Annotated in this window: 19 protein-coding genes; 3 read left to right on the forward strand and 16 right to left on the reverse strand. The window is 63.5% G+C overall.

Annotated elements, in window-relative coordinates; translation table 11 throughout:
* Positions 1–233 precede the first annotated feature (233 nt).
* The gene (gene ppsR, locus P0D87_RS06700; protein ID WP_006048688.1) at positions 234–1,049 is read left to right on the forward strand and encodes a posphoenolpyruvate synthetase regulatory kinase/phosphorylase PpsR; all 816 of its coding nucleotides are present in this window, start codon (positions 234–236) and stop codon (positions 1,047–1,049) included.
* 16 nt (positions 1,050–1,065) lie between these two features.
* Here the strand turns inward: ppsR and P0D87_RS06705 are convergent, their stop codons facing one another.
* The 16 genes from P0D87_RS06705 to rpsB form a co-directional block, all read right to left on the reverse strand.
* On the reverse strand, positions 1,066–1,854 hold the full coding sequence (locus P0D87_RS06705) for a TrmH family RNA methyltransferase (RefSeq protein ID WP_053858263.1): 789 nt from the start codon (positions 1,852–1,854) through the stop codon (positions 1,066–1,068).
* Between the two features lie 133 nt (positions 1,855–1,987).
* Entirely contained in the window at positions 1,988–2,809 is an 822-nt protein-coding gene (gene rnhB, locus P0D87_RS06710; RefSeq protein WP_053858264.1) for a ribonuclease HII, read from the reverse strand.
* The gene (gene lpxB, locus P0D87_RS06715; protein ID WP_053858265.1) at positions 2,806–3,975 is read right to left on the reverse strand and encodes a lipid-A-disaccharide synthase; all 1,170 of its coding nucleotides are present in this window, start codon (positions 3,973–3,975) and stop codon (positions 2,806–2,808) included. The genes rnhB and lpxB overlap by 4 nt, the downstream gene beginning before the upstream one ends.
* Positions 3,976–3,978: 3 nt before the next feature.
* Positions 3,979–4,767, reverse strand: coding sequence for an acyl-ACP--UDP-N-acetylglucosamine O-acyltransferase (gene lpxA, locus P0D87_RS06720; protein WP_053858266.1), 789 nt, complete (start codon positions 4,765–4,767; stop codon positions 3,979–3,981).
* 105 nt (positions 4,768–4,872) lie between these two features.
* Positions 4,873–5,337, reverse strand: coding sequence for a 3-hydroxyacyl-ACP dehydratase FabZ (gene fabZ / locus P0D87_RS06725; protein WP_006048683.1), 465 nt, complete (start codon positions 5,335–5,337; stop codon positions 4,873–4,875).
* A 207-nt stretch (positions 5,338–5,544) separates the two neighbouring features.
* Positions 5,545–6,669, reverse strand: coding sequence for a UDP-3-O-(3-hydroxymyristoyl)glucosamine N-acyltransferase (lpxD, locus tag P0D87_RS06730; RefSeq protein WP_006048682.1), 1,125 nt, complete (start codon positions 6,667–6,669; stop codon positions 5,545–5,547).
* Between the two features lie 67 nt (positions 6,670–6,736).
* Positions 6,737–7,258 carry an OmpH/Skp family outer membrane protein gene (locus P0D87_RS06735; protein WP_006048681.1) on the reverse strand — a complete coding sequence of 174 codons (522 nt, stop codon included), beginning with the start codon at positions 7,256–7,258 and terminating at the stop codon, positions 6,737–6,739.
* Between the two features lie 47 nt (positions 7,259–7,305).
* Positions 7,306–9,618 carry an outer membrane protein assembly factor BamA gene (bamA, locus tag P0D87_RS06740; protein ID WP_029970852.1) on the reverse strand — a complete coding sequence of 771 codons (2,313 nt, stop codon included), beginning with the start codon at positions 9,616–9,618 and terminating at the stop codon, positions 7,306–7,308.
* Between the two features lie 67 nt (positions 9,619–9,685).
* Positions 9,686–11,089: an RIP metalloprotease RseP gene (gene rseP / locus P0D87_RS06745; RefSeq protein WP_053858267.1), complete on the reverse strand. Its 1,404-nt coding sequence runs from the start codon at positions 11,087–11,089 to the stop codon at positions 9,686–9,688.
* A gap of 7 nt (positions 11,090–11,096) precedes the next feature.
* A complete protein-coding gene (locus P0D87_RS06750) occupies positions 11,097–12,302 on the reverse strand; it encodes a 1-deoxy-D-xylulose-5-phosphate reductoisomerase (protein WP_053858268.1) in 1,206 nt (401 codons plus the stop codon).
* 10 nt (positions 12,303–12,312) lie between these two features.
* Positions 12,313–13,134, reverse strand: a complete 822-nt coding sequence (locus tag P0D87_RS06755) for a phosphatidate cytidylyltransferase (RefSeq protein ID WP_029970849.1) — start codon at positions 13,132–13,134, stop codon at positions 12,313–12,315.
* Positions 13,128–13,910 (reverse strand): polyprenyl diphosphate synthase, encoded by a 783-nt coding sequence (gene uppS / locus P0D87_RS06760; RefSeq protein ID WP_006048676.1) that lies wholly within the window; start codon positions 13,908–13,910, stop codon positions 13,128–13,130. The genes P0D87_RS06755 and uppS overlap by 7 nt, the downstream gene beginning before the upstream one ends.
* A gap of 152 nt (positions 13,911–14,062) precedes the next feature.
* Positions 14,063–14,623, reverse strand: coding sequence for a ribosome recycling factor (frr, locus tag P0D87_RS06765; protein WP_006048675.1), 561 nt, complete (start codon positions 14,621–14,623; stop codon positions 14,063–14,065).
* A gap of 100 nt (positions 14,624–14,723) precedes the next feature.
* Positions 14,724–15,437 (reverse strand): UMP kinase, encoded by a 714-nt coding sequence (gene pyrH / locus P0D87_RS06770; protein WP_006048674.1) that lies wholly within the window; start codon positions 15,435–15,437, stop codon positions 14,724–14,726.
* Positions 15,438–15,656: 219 nt separating this feature from the next.
* Positions 15,657–16,538, reverse strand: a complete 882-nt coding sequence (gene tsf / locus P0D87_RS06775) for a translation elongation factor Ts (RefSeq protein ID WP_006048673.1) — start codon at positions 16,536–16,538, stop codon at positions 15,657–15,659.
* Between the two features lie 181 nt (positions 16,539–16,719).
* On the reverse strand, positions 16,720–17,472 hold the full coding sequence (gene rpsB, locus P0D87_RS06780; protein ID WP_006048672.1) for a 30S ribosomal protein S2: 753 nt from the start codon (positions 17,470–17,472) through the stop codon (positions 16,720–16,722).
* A gap of 509 nt (positions 17,473–17,981) precedes the next feature.
* Here rpsB and map point away from each other — a divergent pair.
* Together map and P0D87_RS06790 are read left to right on the forward strand one after the other, a co-directional pair.
* Positions 17,982–18,791 carry a type I methionyl aminopeptidase gene (map, locus tag P0D87_RS06785; RefSeq protein WP_006048671.1) on the forward strand — a complete coding sequence of 270 codons (810 nt, stop codon included), beginning with the start codon at positions 17,982–17,984 and terminating at the stop codon, positions 18,789–18,791.
* A gap of 30 nt (positions 18,792–18,821) precedes the next feature.
* Positions 18,822–21,401, forward strand: a complete 2,580-nt coding sequence (locus P0D87_RS06790) for a [protein-PII] uridylyltransferase (protein WP_006048670.1) — start codon at positions 18,822–18,824, stop codon at positions 21,399–21,401.
* Positions 21,402–21,475 lie beyond the last annotated feature (74 nt).

Raw genomic sequence — 21,475 nt, forward strand, 5'->3', positions numbered from 1 at the left:
CCGACTCTCGAAATGTGACTGTCGGACGAGAATTGCGCCTCGAATCGCGCCAGGCTGCCCGCAGGGCTCTTTCGATGCATGAAGAGAGCCTCCGGCCAGTCCTGGCGTAGTAGCGGTGCCCACGGCGCGCTGTTTCGACGCCGCTGCATGAGCGGTCAGCCACCGCGCAGCGAAGTCGCTCCAGCAATGTTCCATTCGAGCGCTTTTTGCCGCTCACGTTCCCTGCCCCACTGATGCCGCCCACCGTATTCATCGTCTCCGACGGTACAGGGATCACTGCCGAAACCTTCGCGCATTCGATCCTCTCCCAGTTCGACCAGAAATTTCGCCTGGTCCGCGTGCCTTTTGTCGACTCGACAGAAAAGGCGTACGCCACGCTCGAAAAAATCAATGAAGCGGTCCAGCAGGACGGTCGCCGTCCGATCGTCTTCACCACGCTCGTGGACAGCGCATCGAATCAGATCGTCAAAGGCTCGAACGCGCTCGTGCTCGACATGTTCCAGACCTTCGTCGAGCCGCTCGAACAGGAACTGGAGCTGAAGTCGAGCCACGCGATGGGGCGCGGACACCAGAACGCGGACACCGAGGAGTACAAGAACCGCATCGAGGCGATCAACTTCTCGCTCGCGCACGACGACGGCCAGTCGAACCGCAATCTCGCCGACGCAGACGTGATCCTCGTCGGCGTATCGCGCAGCGGCAAGACGCCGACGAGCCTCTACCTCGCGATGCAGTACGGCGTGAAGGCGGCGAACTATCCGCTGATTCCGGAAGATTTCGAGCGCGGCAAGCTGCCTACGCCGCTATTGGCGCATCGGCAGAAGATGTTTGGCTTGTCGATCGATCCGCAACGGCTTTCGGAGATTCGCAACGAGCGCCGGCCTGGCAGCAAATACGCTGCGCCGGAAAATTGCCGTTACGAGATCAACGAAGCCGAGGCGATGATGCGTCGCGAAGGGATCAAGTGGCTGTCGTCGACGCACAAGTCGATCGAGGAAATCGCGACCACGATCCTGCAGGAAATCAAGCTGGATCGGCCGTCGTATTGAGCGAGCCTTCGCTCGTTTATGCGCGGCTCGCGCGCTGCTGCCTGCATTGCTCGAACACGCAGACAGCCGCGGCCGCCGCGACGTTCAGCGATTCCATGCCGCCCGGCTGCGGAATCGTCACGCGCAACGTGACCGCGTCGCGCCATGCTTGCGACACGCCGGCGCCTTCATTGCCGAATACCCACGCCAGTTCCGCGCTCAAATCGCAATCGTAGATCGCTTCGGCGCCGTGCGAATCCGTGATGACGACCGCCACCGCGAGGCGCTCGATCAACGTCTGCGCTTCGACGTCTTCGTGAATCTGCAGCAGGAAGTGCGCGCCCATGCCCGAGCGCAATACTTTCGACGACCAAGCGTATGCCGTGCCCGGCGCGCAGAACACCTGCTGAATGCCGGCCGCGGCCGCACTGCGCAAGATCGAGCCGACGTTGCCCGCGTCCTGCACGCCGTCGAGCACGATGCACGTTTGCGCGACCGTGTCGGGCACCGGCGTATCGAGCTTTTCCACGAGCAGCAGCATGCCGACGCCGTGCACGACATTCGACAGTTGTCCGAACAGCGCATCCGGCAGCGTGACGATGCGTTGCTCGTCGATACGCGAAACGATCGCCTGAGCTTCGTCATGACGAAGCGCGCCCTCGGTGACGATGCACATTTCCGGCTGCCCCGCGACGTCGAGATACGCGCTCGCGAGATGAAAACCTTCCAGCAGCGCATGACCGCTGCGACGCTGTTGATGCGTCGATCCGGCAAGCGCCTTCAGGCGTTTATAGAGCGGATTGTCCCGCGAGGTGATGGCTTTCACAGGCAGCGAAGACGGTGAGAAATGAGGAAAAGGATGAGCGCGTGGCTGATCGCAGGCGGTGCGGCTGGCGGCTCGTTACGGCGACGGCAGCATTGACGGGCGATTGTGCCACGTTAGCTGCGGCGCCTTCTGCTCACGCGCCGCTGCGTTCGCCGAACGCGTCGCTGTCGAGCAGCGCATCGTCCAGCACGCCGTCCGCGAGTATTTCCGACACGGCGATAATCTCGCCCGCCGGCAGCGGCACGCCGGTGCCGAATCGCAGATGCGCTTCGCGCACGGGTGCGAACGAGCGCCGGTGATGCTCGCATGGCCCATGTTCGCGCAAGGCCGCCAGATGCTGCGGCGTGCCGTAGCCGGCATGCGCGTTAAAGCCGTACACGGGATAAGTCTGGTGCAATTCGAGCAGCATCCGGTCGCGCGTCACCTTCGCAAGAATCGACGCCGCCGAAATGCTTTTGACCAGTGCGTCGCCGCCGATCACCGCTTCGCTGCGAACGCTCAGCGTGGGGCAGCGGTTGCCGTCCACCTTCACGAGCGTCGGCGTGACGGACAGCCCTTCTACCGCGCGCTTCATGGCCAGCATGGTGGCGTGCAGAATGTTCAGCGTATCGATTTCCTCGACCGTTGCCGAGGCGATGCAGTAAGCGAGCGCACGGTCGACGATCTTCTCGTACAGTTCGTCGCGCTTTTTCGCGGTAAGCACTTTCGAATCGTCGAGGCCGCGAATCATCGGCTTCGACGGATCGAAAATCACAGCAGCAGCGACGACCGGCCCGGCCAGCGGCCCGCGCCCGGCTTCGTCGACGCCGCAGACGATGTCCTCCGCCGTCTCGAAGTTCAGGCCGACCTGCCGAGTCGCCGCGCTGGCGACGGCCGCGGTCTTGCGGCGTGGCGAGCGGGCAGCGGCGTGCGCAGCGGCGTGCTCGTTAGTGCGCTTGGTGCGTTCGTCGCTCACGGCCGCGCCCTGCGCTTCTCAACGACACTCGCGACCACTTCCGCCGCACGCTGCGCGGTGTTCTGCTTCAGCACGTGATGCATCTCCGTGAAGATTTCCGTCAGCGTGCGCCGGTTGGCTTCATCGCGCAACTGTTTCAGCGTGGCTTCGGCGAGCGCCTGCGGCGTCGCGAAGTGCTGGAGGATTTCGGGCACCACGAAGCGGCCCGCCAGAATGTTCGGCAAGCCGACGTACGGCAGATAACCCTGCCGGCGCATGATCTGACCCGTCAGCCAAGGCACCTTGTACGAGATGACCATTGGCTTTTTCAGGAGCGCGGCCTCGAGCGTGACCGTGCCGCTTTTAACGAGGATCGCGTCGGCAGCGGTCATGGCGAGCTGCGACTGGCCGTCCGTAATGGTCAGCGCGAGACCGGGGTGCGAATCGACCAGCGGGCGCAGCATCTCACGCAATGCCGGCGTGGCCGCGGGCATCACGAAGCGCAGACCGGGCTCCTGGTGCTGCATCATTTCCATCGCGGCGAAAAACGTCGGCCCGATCAGATCGATCTCCGAGCGGCGGCTGCCCGGCAGCACCGCGATGACCGGACCGCTTTCCGCCAGACCGAGCGTGCGGCGCGCGCCGAGCGTGTCCGGCTCAAGCGGAATTTCGTCGGCGAGAGGATGACCCACGTACGATGCCGCGACGCCCGCCTTTTCGAGCAGCGCCGTTTCGAACGGGAACACGCACAGCATATGGTCGACCGCCTTGGCGATCTTCTTGATGCGCCCGCCGCGCCACGCCCAGATGGACGGGCACACGAAGTGAACGGTCGGGATGCCGGCCTCGCGCAGCGGATGCTCGAGCCCGAAGTTGAAATCGGGCGCATCGACGCCGACGAACACCGCGGGCGGCTCGGCCAGCAGTTGGCGCTTCAGGTCGGTGCGGATGCGCAGAATCTCGGGGATATGCCGCAACGCTTCGACATAGCCGCGCACGGACAGCTTTTCCATCGGCCAATGGGCGTCGAAACCGGTGGCGACCATGCGCGGACCGCCGATCCCGTAATAATGCGTGGCGGCAGGCAGGCGGCTCGCAAGGCCGTCCAGCAGCGACGACGCCAGCAGGTCGCCGGACGGCTCGCCGGCCACCATCGCGATGCGCAGCGGACTGGGTTGCAATGCCATCGCTTAGCGGATGATGCCGCGCTGCGACGCTTCGACGAATGCGAGCAGCGTCCCAACCGGGCCGTCGCCGTCGCCGCCGGCGGATGCGAGCTCACGCAGTTGCGCCTTGGCTTCCTCGAGCGACAGGCTGTTCTTGTACAACAGACGGTACGCCGAGCGCAGCGCCGAAATGGCGTCCGGCGAGAACCCGCGGCGGCGCAGACCTTCGACGTTGATGCCGTGCGGCTCCGCCTTGTTGCCGGCCGCGATCACGAACGGCGGAATGTCCTGCACGAGCGCCGATGCGCCGCCCAGCATGGAATGCGCGCCGATGCGCACGAACTGATGCACGCCCGACATGCCGCCGACGATCGCGTGGTCGCCGATCGTCACATGGCCCGCCATCTGTGCGTTGCTCGACAGAATGACGTTGTTGCCGACATGGCAGTCATGGCCGATGTGCACGTACGCCATGATCCAGTTGTCGTCGCCGAGCGTGGTCACGCCCGCGTCCTGCACCGTGCCGGTGTGGATCGTGGTGAACTCGCGGATCGTGTTGCGGTTGCCGATCTCGAGCCGCGTCGGCTCGTCTTTGTACTTCATGTCCTGCGGACGGCCGCCGACCGATGCGTAGTGGCCGATGCGGTTGTCTTCGCCGATCGTGGTGTGACCTTCGATCACACTGTGCGAGCCGACCGTGGTCCGCGCGCCGATCGTGACATGCGCGCCGATCACGGCATACGGTCCGACTTCAACGGATTCGTCGAGTTGTGCGCCCGGTTCGACGATCGCAGTGGGATGAATCCTGCTCATGCGTCCTCGCTTCTGATTCTGTTGCGTTGTCTGGATGGGCTGCGGCGAGCCGGCTGCGCTGCATGAGGCGCCGGCTGGCCGAAGCTCGAGTCAGGTGCCCTTGATTCAGGCGTCCTTGTCCGTGTGACGCACCGCGCACATCAGGTCGGCTTCAGCCGCCACCACGCCGTCCACCTCGGCCCGCGCCTTGAACTTCCAGATGCCGCGCATATGCCGTTCGAACGTGCAGTTCAGGATGAGCTGATCGCCCGGCTCGACGACACGCTTGAAGCGCGCGTTGTCGATACCGACAAACAGATACAGCGTGTTCGACGGATCGCTCGGCTCTTCCGAGAACGTCAGCAGCGCCGCCGTTTGCGCAAGCGCTTCGAGGATCAGTACGCCAGGCATGACCGGACGCGTCGGGAAATGCCCCTGGAAATACGGCTCGTTGATCGACACGTTCTTCAACGCTTTGATGCTCTTGTGCGGCTCGAGTTCGAGCACCCGGTCGACCAGCAGGATCGGGTAACGATGGGGCAGCAGCGTGAGAATCTTATGGATGTCGAGATTGATTTTTTCGGTGCTCATGGTGTTTCTGCTCACGCATTGACTGCGCGATGATGACTGCGGATGCTGGTGCAGGTGGGTTGTCAACGCGTTGTTAGCGCGTGATGAGCGCATGCTGCCGGCGCTCGCCGTGAACCGGTTGCCGTGCCACCGCGGGTCACGGCAACCCTCTTCGCTTCCTGATATTCGCCCGCCATTTTACGCGGAGTCGGCGGGCCGTCCGGAAAACTAGCTTTTCTCGCTCCGTGCATGACCTGCCGCGCCGGATGCCGCGCTCGCCGGCTTGCTGTCCTGCTGATCCGCGGCGGCGTTTTCCAGTGCCTTGATGCGGTCGCGAAGCTTGTCGATATTGCGCAGCAAGGCCGCGCTCTTGTTCCAGTCGGCGTGATTCACGGCCGGGAACGCGCTGGTGTACATGCCGGGCTTGAGCAGCGACTTGGACACGCCGGACTTCGCAGTCACGATCACATGATCTGCCAGCGTCACATGCCCGGCAATGCCGACCGCGCCGCCGATCATGCAGTGACGGCCGATGGTCGTGCTGCCCGCAATGCCTGCGCAACCGGCAATGACCGTGTACGCGCCGACTTTGCAGTTGTGCCCGATCTGCACGAGGTTGTCGATTTTCACGCATTCCTCGATGATCGTATCGGCCATCGCGCCGCGGTCGATCGTGGTGTTCGCACCGATTTCGACGTCCGCCGCAATCGACACGCCGCCCACTTGCGGAATCTTCACCCAGCTACCGGTGCGCGCGTCGCCTTCGCCGACGAAATCCGGCGCGAAGCCGAAGCCGTCCGAACCGATGACCGCGCCCGCGTGCACGATCACGCGCTCGGCGAGCTTGCAGCCGTGATACACGGTGACATTCGGATAGAGATGCGAGCCCGCGCCGATGCGCGTGCCGCGGCCGATGGCCACGTTCGCGTCGAGCCGCACATTTTCGCCGATGACCGCGCCCGCTTCCACCGTGACATGCGGCCCGATCACCGCGCTTGCGGCGATCTGCGCGGACGGATCGATCGTCGCGCTCGGATGAATGCCGGGCGCGACCTTCGGCGTGGCGAGGTCGATGAAGGTTTGCGCGACGCGCGCGAAGTAAGCGTACGGGTTCGGTGTGACGATGAAATTACGCCCGCTGCCCGATGCGAGCTTCGCGAGGTCGTCCGCATTGATCAGCACCGCGCCCGCGCGGGTTGTTTCGACTTGCGACAGGTACTTCGGGTTGGCGAGGAACGCCAGCTGGTCCGGGCCTGCCTGGTCGAGCGGCGCCAGACTGCCGACGCGCTGCGAACCGTCTCCCACTACTTCACCGCCGAACCGCTGGACGATGTCCTCGAGCGTAAAAGCCATGCCTATCGTGTCTCCTGCTGATCAGTACAACTTGTCGGTGCGCGCTGTCGGCGCTCTACTACCGCCTTCAGTTGCCCGAAGCCGCGAGAGCCTTGAGCACCTGATCCGTAATATCGATGCGCGGGCTCACATACACCGCTTCCTGCACGATCAGGTCATAGTGCTGCGCCTCGGCGATCTGCTTGATCACCTTGTTCGCGCGATCCAGCACCGCCGCCAGTTCTTCATTGCGGCGCTGATTCAGGTCTTCGCGGAACTCGCGTTGCTTGCGCTGGAAGTCGGTGTCGAGTTGCGACAGATCGCGCTGCTTTTGCGCACGGTCCGTGGACGACATCGACGCGCCGTTCTTGTCGAGCGAATCGGACATCGACTTGAGCTTCTGCGCCATGTCCGCGAGGTCCTTGTCGCGCTTGGCGAACTCGGCCTCGAGCTTGACCTGGGCCGCCTTCGCCGCCGCCGATTCCCGCAGAATCCGGTCCGAATTCACCGCGGCGATCCTGGCTTCCTGAGCGTGCGCCACTCCGACGCCCAGCGTCATTGCCAGCGCCAGCGCGCAAGCCACACGTTTCGAAAACATACCGGTTAGCAAAGTGATCCTCTCGATACTGTTGTTTGGCGAGCCGTCCGCAACGCGGATCAGAACGCCGTCCCGATCTGGAACTGGAACTTCTGATACTGGTCGCCCGTGTGCTTCGTGAGCGGGAAGCCCAGGCTCAGCTTGAGCGGCCCGATCGGCGAAATCCATGCGAGACCGACACCGTAGCCGTAACGCAGACCGTTCGCGCCGTTCGAATTGGCCGCAGCGCTCGCGTCCGCCCAGACGTTACCGGCGTCGAGGAACGTGAACACGCGCAAGGTGCGATCATAGCCGGTGCCCGGCAGCGGGAATGTCAATTCGATGTTGCCGACGAGCAGCTTCGAGCCGCCGATCGGATCGCCCGTCGTCTTGTCGCGCGGACCGAGCGAGCTCGGCTCGTAGCCACGGACCGAACCGATACCGCCCGCGTAGTAGTTCTTGAAAATCGGGTATGGCTTGCCGCCCGTGCCCTTGCCGTAGCCGCCCTGGAAGTTGAAGCCCAGCACGAAGCCGCGCGCAAACGAGTAATAGTACTGTGCGTTGATGTCGGCCTTGTAATACTGCGTGCTGCCGATCGGCGTGCCGTATTCGGCGTTCGCCTGCGCGAAGTAGCCGCGGCTCGGCACGAGCGCGCTATCGCGCGCGTCGCGCGACCAGCCCACCGTGACGGGGACGTTGTTCGACACGCGGCCGAAGTCGTCGACGTATTGCTTGTACGACGCCGGCGTGTTCGCGTCGACGTCGAGCTTGTTCTGCTCCAGACCCGCGCCGAAGTACACCGTATCGACTTCCGAGAACGGAATGCCGAACTTCAGGTCGCCGCCCATCGTGACGATCTTGAAGCTCGAATCGGTCGAGTAATACAGCGGCTGATACGTGCGGTAATAGACGTCGGTAATACGCTTGATGCCGTCCACCGTGAAGTACGGGTCGACCTGCGTGACCGTCAACGTGCGATACGTCTTCGCGGTGTTGACGTTCACCGCGAGGCTCGTGCCCGAACCGAACACGTTGTCTTGCGAGACGCCTGCGGACAGCACCACCTTGTCCGTCGACGAGAAGCCCGCGCCCAGCGTAATGGCGCCGGTCGGTTTTTCGGCGACCTTCACGTCCACGTCCACCTGGTCGGGCGTGCCTTCCACGGGGATCGTGGTCACGTCGACGTCGGTAAAGTAGCCAAGACGGTTGATACGGTCTTTCGACAACGCGAGGCGGTTCGAGTCGAACCACGAGCTTTCGAGCTGGCGCATTTCGCGGCGCACCACTTCGTCGCGCGTACGGGTGTTGCCCACCACGTTGATGCGGCGCACGTACACGCGGCGGCTCGGGTCCACTTGCAGCGTCAGGTCCACCTTGTGATTGGACTGGTCGATCTGCGGCTGCGCGTTGACGGTCGCGAACGCGTAACCGTATTCGCCCAGCTTGTCGACGATTGCCTTGGTCGTGGATTGCAGCTTTTCGGCCGAGAAGCGGTCGCCCGGTTTGATCTTGATGAGCTTGGCAAGCTCCGGCTCGCGGTCGAGCAGATTGCCGGCCAGCTTGATGCTCGAGATCGTGTACGGCTCGCCTTCATGCAGCGTGACCGTCAGATACATGTCCTTCTTGTCCGGCGTGATCGACACCTGGGTCGACTCGATGTTGAACTCGAGATAGCCGCGGTTCAGGTAGTACGAGCGGATATTTTCGAGGTCGCCGGTGAGCTTGTCTTTCGCGTACAGGTCATTCTTCGTGTACCACGAGAACCAGTTCGGCGTGGACAACTGCATTTCGTCGCGCAGCGTGCCGGTGCTGAACGCCTTGTTGCCGATAAAGTTAATCTGGCGAATCTTGGCGCTCGGCCCTTCGGCCACCGAGAACAGCACCGAGACGCGATTGCGGTCGATCGGCGTGATGGTGGTCGTGACTTCGGCTGCATAGTAGCCGCGCGTCAGATACTGGCGCTTCAGTTCCTGTTCCGCCTTATCGACGAGCGCCTTGTCGTAGTAACGGCCTTGCGACAAACCGACCGCGCGCAGCGCCTTGGTCAGGTTTTCCTTGTCGAATTCGTGAATGCCCGCGAAGTCGATCGTGCCGATGGCCGGACGCTCCAGCACCTGCACGATCACTACATTGCCTTCGGTCGCGATCTTGACGTCGTTGAAGAAACCCGTTGCGTACAGCGCGCGAATCGCTTCGGATGCCTTGTCGTCGTTGAACGTGTCGCCCTGCTTGATGGGCAGGTAGGCGAACACCGTACCGGGTTCGACGCGTTGCAATCCCTCGATCCGGATGTCTTGCACCACGAAGGGCGTGGTTGCGTGAGCAACCAGCCCATGCGCGGCGAATGCCGCGGTTATAACCGTCTTCGGAACAAAGCGATGAGGTTTAAACAACGTGCTTCCCCAGTGTGTATAGCTGCATCAGGTCGGACGGTCGCTATTGTGAGCGCCGCCGGACACTTTAAAAGTGGATTAAACGAGCGAGATCGTTGAACAGTGCAATCGCCGACAAAGCGACGATGCAGGCGAGACCCGCCCTCTGAAAAACGAGTTGCCAGCGATCGGAGACAACTTTACCGGTCACAGCTTCAACCAAATAATATAACAGATGACCCCCGTCCAATACCGGAATTGGTAGCAGGTTCAGTACACCGAGGCTAATACTGACGAGGGCGAGGAACGACAGGAATGCAGAAGGACCCAGACGTGCGCTCTTTCCTGCGTAATCGGCGATGGTCACCGGACCGGACAGATTCTTCAGCGATGCATCGCCGACGATCATGCGGCCGAACATCCGCACCGAGTAAACCGCGAGATCCCACGTGCGGCGCGCGCCGAGCTGAAGACTTTCGACCGGTCCATAACGCACGTTGATGGACGGCACCTGGGTCGCCAGTTCGGCGCCGATGCGACCGACCTGCTGCCCCGTTGCCGCGTCGCGCTGCGCTTGCGGAACGATCCTGATGTCTTCGAGCTTGCCCGCGCCCTGTGCTTCCGTTTGACCCGCGGCTGCGCGCTCTACTTGCAGCGTCAGCGGTTGGCCGGCGTGCGATTTTACATACGCGATGAAGGCTGTGGCGTTATCAGTCGCGACTCCGTTGATCGCGCGCAAGCGATCGCCCGGAAGAAGGCCCGCCTTTTGCGCGGCACTGCCCGGCTGCACGCCGGCAACCGTCAGCTTGCCCCCGCCGGGTTCGAAGCCGAGCCGCGACATGAAGTCGTCGTCGACGTCCTTTTCGGTGACACCGCGCAGATCGAGCTGGAAGTCGGACGGGCCGTTCGCGCCTTTCGCGATCAGCACGACGCGCTTGTGATCGAACGCCGCGCCGAGCAGCTTCCAGCGCAAGTCCGACCACGAGCGCACCGGCTCGGAGTCGGCCGCGTTCTCCGCGCGCACCGCCACCACTGTTTCGCCGCCTTCGAAACCGGCGGCCGCAGCGGTCGTGTTGGGCGCGGGCGTGGCAAGGATCGCCGCCGGTTCGGTGACGCCGGTCGCGAACACGAGGCCGAACAGGACGATGGCAAGCAGGAAATTCGCGACCGGCCCGGCCGCGACGATTGCGATGCGGCGCCACACCGACTGCCGGTTGAACGCATGCGGCAACGCTTCGGCGGGAATCGGCGCGCCGCCCGTCTCGCGCTCGTCGAGCATCTTCACGTAGCCGCCGAGCGGCAGCGCGGCGACCGTCCATTCGGTGCCGCTCTTGGGACTAACCCATTGGAACAGCGGCTTGCCGAAGCCAATCGAAAAGCGCAGCACCTTGACGCCGCACAGCCGCGCCACGCTGTAATGCCCATATTCGTGGACGACCACCAGCACGCCAATCGCGACCGCGAAGGCGAGCACTTCGATCAGCAGATTCATAGGCGCCTCACTGGACGGCGCGTTCCGTGCGGCGGGCGGCGTCGGGCAGACGCGCGATGAATTCGGCTGCGGCGCGACGCGCGGCGGCGTCCGCTTCGATCACGTCTTCGAGCGCATGCGCGCTGCGATTGGGCAACGCGTTGAGCACCGAGTCGACCACCTGCGCGATCGCCATGAAGCCGATCTGGCGCGACAGGAACGCTTCAACAGCAATTTCGTTAGCGGCATTGAGCGCCGCGCTGGCGACGCCGCCTTCGGCGAGCGCCTTCATGGCCAATGCCAGGCAAGGGAAACGCGTGTAGTCCGGCTTTTCAAACGACAGCGACGCTATTTCCACCAGATCCAGTTGCGCGACGCCCGAATCCACGCGATCCGGGAACGCGAGCGCGTGCGCGATCGGCGTGCGCATATCGGGATTGCCGAGTTGCGCGAGCACCGAACCGTCGGCGTACGACACCAGCGAATGAATCACGCTTTGCGGATGAATCAGCACGTCGATGCGCTCGCCCGGCAAGCCGAACAGCCAATGCGCCTCGATGACCTCGAGGCCCTTGTTCATCATGGTCGCGGAGTCGACGGAGATCTTGCGGCCCATCACCCAGTTCGGATGCTTGCAGGCTTCATCGGGCGTGACGTCGGCGAGCGTGGCCGGTTCGCGCGTGCGGAACGGGCCGCCCGACGCGGTCAGGATGATCTTGGAGACGCCGCCATGCAGCGCGGCTTCGCGCGGCAGGCACTGGAAAATGGCGTTGTGTTCGCTGTCGACCGGCAAGAGCACGGCGCCGTTGTCATGCACGGCATCCATGAAGATAGCGCCCGACATGACGAGCGCTTCCTTGTTCGCGAGCAGGATGCGCTTGCCGGCGCGCGCGGCCGCGAGGCTCGGCGCGAGGCCGGCCGCACCGACGATGGCCGCGACCACGGTGTCGCAGCCGTCGCTCTTCGACACCTCGACGAGCGCCTCGGCACCGTGCGTCACCTCGGTCTTGCAGCCCGCGTCGCGCAGCTTGGCCGCGACGCGCGCCGCCGTGTCGGCGTCGCCGACTACCGCCACTTCCGGCCGGAAGCGCAGGCATTGCTCGACGAGCTTGTCGCCGTTGCGGTGCGCGGTGAGCGCATAAACCGAAAAGCGCTCCGGATGACGCGCGACGACGTCGAGCGTACTGTCTCCAATCGAGCCCGTGGAACCGAGCAATGTCAGACGTTTTTGCATATCTCTTTCTCTAGCCGAGCAGCAGCATGGCAAGCGGCAGCACCGGCAACAATGCGTCGATGCGGTCGAGCACGCCTCCGTGCCCCGGCAACAGGCCGCTCGAATCTTTCACGCCGGCCTGGCGTTTCATCATGGATTCAAAAAGGTCGCCCACCACGCTGAACGCCACCAGCAGCGTCAGGGCAAGCAGCGCGCGCGGGGCGCCCCAATGCGCCCACAGCTCAGAATACAGGGTCGGCTCGAACGCATGCGAAAGGACCGCCGCCACCGCGACGATCATCACCGCGAGCCAGCCGCCGATCGCGCCCTCCCACGTCTTGCCGGGACTGATGGCGGGCGCGAGCTTGTGCTTGCCGAACGCCTTACCCGAGAAGTATGCGCCGATATCCGCGAGCCATACCAATAGCAGCAGCGACAGCACGAACGGCACGCCTTGCATGCGCGCGGCGACGAGAGCATGCCAGCAGGCGACGAATATCACAATCCCGGCAAGCAGCAGAAAGCTGCGCCAGGCGCCTTGCGCGAGCGTCGGCTTGCGCAGCAGCACGAACGGGCCGGCGATCACCCAGAAAATGGCGGCCGCCTTGTAAAACGGCTGCGCACTGTCCACGCCGATGCCAAGACGCGTGCTGGCCACGAGCGCGACCGCCGCGACGAGCGCGTAGATGACCGGGCCGGCGCCGCCCAGCTTCAGCAGGCGGGCCCATTCCCATGCGGCGAACACGACGACGAAGGCGATCAGCGCGCCGAACGCGCCGACCGGCGCGAACAACGTGACGGGCAGGAACACCGCCAGAAGCACAATCGCCGTGATGACACGGGTTTTTAGCATGGAAGCGAATCGACGTTTTGCGATTGCGGCTCGAGCTGAGCGCTGGTGCGGCCGAAACGGCGCTCACGCTCGCCGTATGAGGCAATCGCGCGGCCGAGCGCGTCGGCGTCGAAATCCGGCCAGAAGGTGTCGGTGAAATAGAACTCGGTGTAGGCGAGTTGCCACAGCAGGAAATTGCTGACGCGCCGCTCGCCGCCCGTGCGGATGAAGAGGTCGGGCTCGGGCGCATAGGCCATGGACAGATGCTCGGCGAACGAATCCTCGTTCACCTCGACCGGCTTGCCGGCCAGCGCGGCCTGTTCCACGAGCTTGCGGGTCGCCTGCATGATGTCCCAGCGGCCGCCGTAATTGGCGGCGATGGTCAGCGTGAGGCGGGAATTGCGCGCGGTCTTGGTTTCCGCCCGTTTGATCAGGTCGCGGATGCGCGCATCGAAACGTTCGAGATCGCCGACCACGCGCAAACGGATGCCGTTTGCGTGCAGCTTGCCGATTTCGCGCTCCAGCGCCGTGACGAAAAGGCGCATCAGGAACGACACTTCGTCGTTCGGACGGCGCCAGTTTTCGGAGCTGAAAGCGAACAGCGTCAGATATTCGACGCCCTGGCGGGCGCACGCCTCGACGGCTGCGCGCACCGCGTCGACGCCGCGCGTATGACCGGCCACGCGCGGCAAGCGGCGCTGGGTGGCCCAACGGCCGTTGCCGTCCATGATGATCGCGATGTGTCGCGGCACCGCGGCGACATCAGGCACGCGCACGGTTGAACTGGTGTAGGTCATGGCCGTCGGGACAATAACTGCAAATGAAGAAGTAAAAATCCTGAAAGTGTGAGTGCTCCCAGACCTGGCGCTTCACGACTCGGACTTCGCGCGAGCTCCGCACAGACAGTAACGCCGAAGCGAGCCGGCGTTCTGTTCGGAGCCTCGCAGCCTCATACCGTCATGATCTCTGCTTCTTTGGTCACAACAAGCTTGTCGATTTCAGCAACGAATTTGTCCGTCAGCTTCTGAACGTCGTCACCGGCGCGGCGTTCGTCGTCTTCCGAAATTTCCTTGTCTTTAACGAGCTTCTTCAGTTGCTCGTTCGCGTCGCGGCGCAGATTGCGCACGGCGACCTTGGCCGTTTCGGCTTCGCTCTTGACGACTTTCGTCAGTTCGCGGCGGCGTTCTTCGGTCAGCGCGGGCATCGGCACGCGGATCACGTCGCCCTGGGTAGCCGGGTTCAGGCCGAGATCCGACTCGCGGATCGCCTTTTCGACGACCGGGACCATCTTCTTTTCCCACGGCTGCACGCCGATCGTGCGCGCGTCGATCAGCGTCAGGTTCGCGACCTGCGAGATAGGCACCGGCGAGCCGTAGTAATCGCACTGGATGTGATCGAGCAGGCCCGTGTGCGCACGGCCCGTACGGATTTTCGACAGATCGTTCTTGAACGCGTCGATGGAACGCTGCATCTTTTGTTCAGCGCCCTTCCTGATATCAGCCACAGACATTTTAAAACCTCCGAACCTTCAAAACGGTGCGAGCCGGCCAGCACGCGCGATATGCGGCGGCCCGGGCTCGCGTCAAAGCCCACGTTATGTGAACGAGAGTTTACACGTGGACGAGGGTGCCCTCGTCCTCGCCGAGCACGATGCGCTTCAATGCGCCCGGCTTGACGATCGAAAAAACGCGGATCGGCAGCTTCTGGTCGCGGCACAGCGCGAACGCCGTGGCGTCCATGACCTGCAGGTTGCGGCCGATTGCCTCGTCGAAGCTGATCGTGGTGTAGCGCGTCGCGCTCGGATCTTTCTTCGGGTCGGCTGAGTAGACGCCGTCCACCTTGGTGGCTTTCAACACGACTTCGGCGCCGATTTCCGAGCCGCGCAGCGCGGCGGCCGTGTCGGTCGTGAAGAACGGGTTGCCGGTGCCGGCCGCGAAAATCACGACTTTGCCTTCTTCGAGCTGGCGAATCGCGCGCGGACGGATGTACGGCTCGACGACCTGGTCCATGCGCAGCGCGGATTGCACACGCGCCTCGATGCCGGCGTGACGCATGGCGTCTTGCAGCGCCAGCGCGTTCATCATGGTGGCCAGCATGCCCATGTAGTCGGCCGTGGCGCGATCCATGCCGGCCGCGCCGCCCGCGACGCCACGGAAGATGTTGCCGCCGCCGATCACTACCGCCAACTGCGTTCCAAGACGGACCACTTCGGCCACGTCCGCCACCATTCGTTCGATGGTCGCGCGATTGATGCCGAAGGCATCGTCGCCCATCAGAGCTTCACCGGAGAGTTTGAGCAGGACGCGTTTGTAGGCAGTGGGCATAGGGGTATCCAGATCGCGCAGAACAGGGCAACAACAAGGGACTAATGTAGGGGTGAAACGCCGATTCGGGCAAGCGCCGCCAAATTGATGAGCCCGGAAGGTCCACCGGCGGCGGCCGCGCGGCGAGGATCAACCCGCGCGCAGCCTTGCGGCGCTGCCGACCGCGGCACAGTCTTGCTGCGCCGCGGGTACAACGGTACTAGCTAAGACTCGCGATGCTTATTGTTGCTTCGCAGCAGCCACTTGAGCGGCAACTTCAGCGGCGAAGTCGTCCTGCTTCTTCTCGATGCCTTCGCCGACCACGAAGAGCGCAAACTTCTGGACGCTCGCGTTGCCCGCCTTCAGCATCTGTTCGATCGTCTGCTTGTCGTTCTTAACGAACGTCTGGTTCAGCAGCGACACTTCCTTCAGGTACTTCTGCACGCTGCCTTCCACCATCTTCGCGACGATTTCAGCCGGCTTGCCCGATTCGGCGGCCTTCTGCTCGGCGATGCTGCGTTCCTTGGCGATCAGGTCCGCCGGCACGTCGTCCGACGACAGCGAGACCGGCTTCATCGCGGCGATGTGCATGGCCACGTCCTTGCCGACCTGCTCGTCGGCGCCGGTGTACTCGACCAGCACGCCGATGCGCGTGCCGTGCAGGTACGCTGCCAGCTTGTTCGACGTCTCGAAGCGCACGAAACGGCGGATCGACAGGTTTTCACCGATCTTGCCGACCAGCGCGAGGCGCACTGCGTCGACGGTCTGGCCGTCGAGCGGCAGAGCGGACAGCGCGGCGACGTCGGCCGGGTTTTGCGTGGCGACCAGTTCGGCGATCTTCTTCGAGAAAGCCAGGAAGTCGTCGTTCTTCGAAACGAAGTCGGTTTCGCAGTTCAGCTCGACCAGCGAACCTGCATTGCCGCCGATGAACGATGCGACCACGCCTTCAGCCGTGACGCGCGATGCCGCCTTGCTGGCCTTGTTGCCCAGCTTCACGCGCAGCAGCTCTTCGGCGCGCGCCATGTCGCCGTCGGCTTCCGTCAGCGCCTTCTTGCATTCCATCATCGGCGCGTCGGTCTTTGCGCGCAGTTCTGCAACCATGCTTGCGGTAATTGCCGCCATCATTTGCTCCTTGAGTTCCGTCTGTGTTCCGTGTCACACGCCGCCCGCACTTCGATACCGGCGGCAAGAATTCGTTTCAGCGTTATGCGAATTTTTTACGGATAACGCCTTGCTACAGCGTCGCGGCTTAAAAAAAGGGGGCCTGTAGAAAGCCCCCTTTTTTGCCGGACACGGGGCAGCTTTACGCTTCCGCGTTGACCTCGACGAACTCGTCGCCGTCGTCGCCGCGTGCAGCCTGCACCACTTCGTTGACCGCGTTGGCACGGCCTTCGAGGATCGCGTCAGCCACGCCGGCCGCGTACAGAGCGACGGCCTTGCTGGCGTCGTCGTTACCCGGGATCACGTAGTCGATGCCTTCCGGCGAGTGGTTCGTATCGACCACTGCGATGACCGGCACGCCGAGCTTGTTCGCTTCGGTGACGGCAATCTTGTGGTAGCCGACGTCGACCACGAAAATCGCGTCCGGAATGCCGCCCATGTCCTTCACGCCGCCGATCGACTTCTGCAGCTTGGCCATTTCGCGTTCGAACAGCAGAGCTTCCTTCTTGCTCATGCGTTCCGTTTCGCCTGCTTCCAGCGCCGCTTCCATGTCCTTCAGGCGCTTGATCGAAACCTTCAGCGTCTTGAAGTTGGTCAGCATGCCGCCGAGCCAGCGTGCGTTGACATAAGGCATGCCGGCGCGCTGCGCTTCCTGGGCGATCGTGTCACGCGACTGACGCTTCGTGCCGACGAACAGGATGGTGCCGCGATTGGCTGCCAGTTGACGCGCGTACTTCAGCGCGTCGTTGTACATCGGCAGCGTCTTTTCGAGGTTGATGATGTGAATCTTGTTGCGATGGCCGAAAATGAAGGGGGCCATCTTCGGGTTCCAGAAGCGCGTTTGGTGACCGAAGTGGACACCGGCTTCCAGCATTTGACGCATGGTAACTGCCATGAAAATCTCCGCGAGGGTTGGGTCTTAAGCCGGCTGCCGTATCCGCCGCGCCGCCATGTCTTGTCTGGCTGAGCGCCGCGAACACCCTGGGTGCGCCGGCTTGCGAGTCTGCCGCCTTGATACTGCTCTCACCCGTGGCTCGGGCGACAAGCGCCACGGGAAGCTTCACCTCTATCTGCCGTTGGTTGATTGGTTGCTGGCCCGCTGCCACCATAATCAGCCTAGAGTCGGTCTGAACGATGACAAGAAGCCACCAGGACAGGAAAAGGATCGACTTAGCCAAACATTATAGCATGCGACTATCGGCCGACTCAACCTGCCGGGTGGCTCCTTCGCGCGGGCTCCGGTTGCACCCGGCGCCTGGCTGGCCGCCTCGCGCGTCGTCTTCCAGCCGTGAACCGCAAAGCCCTCCGCTCTATCGTTACAGGCGCCGAAACCCCGCCAAAAGACTGCGGCACGGGGAATATGGTGCGATAATCCCGGAATAAATCGCATTTCAGGCCCGACTCATGGCTATCACGCTCAAAAACGAACACGACATCGCGCAAATGCGCGTCGCCTGCAAACTTGCGAGCGAAGTGCTCGACTACATCACGCCGTTCGTCACGGCCGGCGTCACGACCGGCGAACTCGACCGCCTGTGTCACGAATACATGCTGAAGGAACAGGGCACCGTGCCCGCGCCGCTGAATTATCAGCCGCCCGGCTATCCGCCCTACCCCAAGGCCACCTGCATCTCGGTGAACGACGTGATCTGCCACGGCATTCCCGGCGACAAGACGCTGAAGAACGGCGACGCGCTGAACATCGACATTACGGTGATCAAGGAAGGTTACTTCGGCGACACGAGCCGCATGTTCATCGTCGGCGAGGGCTCGATTCTCGCGAAGCGGCTGGTTCAGACCACCTTCGAGTGCATGTGGCTCGGCATTGACCAGGTCCGCCCCGGCGCGCATCTGGGCGACATCGGCTATGCGATCCAGAAGCACGCCGAGGCGCAAGGCTACAGCGTGGTGCGCGAATATTGCGGCCACGGCATCGGCACGGTGTTTCACGAAGACCCGCAGATTCTGCACTACGGCCGCCCCGGCACCGGGCTCGAACTGCAAGCCGGCATGATCTTCACGATCGAGCCGATGATCAACGCCGGCCGCCGCGACATCCGCACCATGCCGGACCAGTGGACCGTCAAGACGAAGGACCGCAGTCTGTCGGCGCAATGGGAACACACGGTGCTCGTGACGGAAACCGGCTACGACGTGCTGACCGTGTCCGCCGGCACGCCCGCGCGCCCGCCGGTGATCGCCGCCACGGCCTGATCGATCCCGCCTTTTCACCGCCAGCCGCCCATGAGTAGTGTTCCAGCCGTCGCCCGATCCCACGCCACGTCGCTCAAGGCGGACTACAAAGTGGCCAAAGCCCAGTTGCTGGAACGCTTCAGGACCGCCACCAACGTAGAAGGATTGATGGCGGCGCTCTCGCGCACCACCGACGACTCCCTGCGCGCCGCCTGGAACACCTGCGAACTGCCGGCCGAGCTGGCGCTCGTCGCCGTCGGCGGATTCGGTCGCGGCGAACTGGCTCCGCATTCCGACATCGACATTCTGGTGCTGCTGCCGGACGCGCCGCTCGAACATCTGGAAGCGCGCATCGAGCGCTTCATCAGCCTCGCGTGGGATCTGGGGCTCGAGCTGGGCAGCAGCGTACGCAGCGTCTCGCAGTGTCTGGAAGAAGCCGCTAACGACGTCACCGTGCGCACGTCGCTGCTCGAAGCGCGGCGCATTACCGGCAGCGCGGCCTTGTTCGACGACTTCGCGAAGCGCTATCGCGAGGCGCTCGATCCGAAAGCGTTTTTCCAGGCGAAAGTGCTGGAAATGCGCCAGCGTCACGCCAAGTTCCAGGACACGCCTTACGCGCTCGAGCCGAATATCAAGGAAAGCCCCGGCGGTCTGCGCGATCTTCAACTGATTCTGTGGGTGACCCAGGCGGCCGGCTTCGGCAGTAGCTGGCGCGAACTCGAGGCCCGCGGACTCATCACCGAGCGCGAAGCGCAGGAACTGCGGCGCAACGAGGGCTTCCTCAAGTCGCTGCGGGCGCGGGTCCACGTCACCGCGGGGCGTCGCCAGGACATTCTGGTGTTCGATCTGCAAACGCCGGTGGCCGAGAGTTTCGGCTACAAGCCGACCGCCACCAAGCGCGCGAGCGAACAGCTGATGCGCCGCTATTACTGGGCGGCGAAGGCGGTCACGCAACTCGCGACGATTCTGATCCAGAACATCGAGGCTCAGCTTTTTCCCAGCACGAGCGGCATTACGCGGGTGCTGTCCGATCGTTTCGTCGAAAAACAGGGCATGCTCGAAATCGCCAGCGACGACCTGTTCCAGCGCGAACCGAACGCCATTCTCGAAGCCTTCCTGCTGTACGAGCAGACGCCTGGCGTGAAAGGGCTTTCGGCGCGCACACTGCGCGCCATCTACAACGCGCGCGAAGTGATGGATCAGCATTGGCGCCGCGATCCGGAAAACCGGCGTCTTTTCATGGACATCCTGAAGCAGCCGGCCGGCATCACGCACGCGTTGCGCCTGATGAACCAGACCAGCGTGCTCGGGCGATATCTGCTGAATTTCCGGCGCATCGTCGGACAGATGCAGCACGACCTGTATCACGTCTACACGGTCGATCAGCACATTCTGATGGTGCTGCGCAATCTGCGGCGCTTCGCCGTGGCCGAACACGCGCATGAATATCCGTTCTGCAGCCAGTTGATCGTTAGCTTCGACCGGCCGTGGGTGCTGTACGTCGCGGCGCTGTTTCACGACATTGCGAAAGGCCGCGGCGGCGACCATTCCACGCTCGGCATGGCCGACGCGCGGCGCTTCTGCCGCAATCACGGCATCGAGGGCGACGACGGCGAACTCGTCGTCTGGCTCGTCCAGCAGCATCTGACCATGAGCCAGGTCGCGCAAAAGCAGGACACGAGCGACCCCGAGGTCATCAAGCGATTCGCGGAACTGGTCGGCACCGAGCGCCGCCTGACCGCGCTGTATTTGCTGACGGTGGCCGACATCCGCGGAACCAGCCCGAAGGTCTGGAATACGTGGAAGGGCAAGCTGCTCGAGGACCTGTATCGCGCGACGCTCGCCGTGCTTGGCGGCGCGCGGCCGGACGCGCATTCGGAACTGGAGTCGCGTCAGGAAGAGGCGCTTGCGCTCTTGCGTCTCGAAACGGTGCCCGAAGGCGCGCAGAAGGCGCTGTGGGACAAGCTCGACGTCGGCTATTTCCTGCGTCACGACGCGGCCGACATCGCTTGGCAAACGCGTGTGCTCTACCGTTACGTCGAGACGCCGACGCCGATCGTCCGGGCTCGCCCGTCGCCGATCGGCGAAGCGCTTCAGGTGCTCGTGTACGTGAAGGATCAGCCGGATCTGTTCGCCGGCATTTGCGCGTATTTCGACCGCAATGGCTTGTCGGTGCTGGATGCGCGCGTCAGCACGACGCGTCACGGCTACGCGCTCGATAATTTCCTCGTCGCGCATACCGAAGAAGACGTGCATTATCGCGACATTGCCAATCTCGTCGAACAGGAACTGACCGCGCGCCTCACCGGCGACGGCACCTGGCTTCCGGGCCCGTCGAAGGGCCGCTTGTCGCGGCTGTCGCGGACCTTCCCTGTTACGCCGCGCGTCGATCTTCGGGCCGACGATCGCGGCCAATACTACATCCTGTCCGTGTCGGCGAACGACCGGCCAGGCCTTCTTTATTCGATCGCGCGCGTGCTCGCCGAACATCGTGTCGGCGTCGCGTCGGCACGGATCAATACGCTCGGCGAACGCGTCGAGGACGTATTCCTGCTGGATGGGCACGGTCTGTCGGACAACCGCCTGCAAATTCAGGTCGAGACGGAACTGCTGCGCGCGATCGCAGTGTGAGATTTCATGCGAGTCAAATTAACAGCCAAGCACCCGCGGCCGGCTTCGTCCGAACGCGCCCCTGTCCGTAGCGG

It is taken from the genome of Paraburkholderia sp. RL17-368-BIF-A (assembly GCF_046054045.1).
In the GTDB taxonomy this organism is placed as follows: Bacteria; Pseudomonadota; Gammaproteobacteria; order Burkholderiales; family Burkholderiaceae; genus Paraburkholderia; species Paraburkholderia graminis.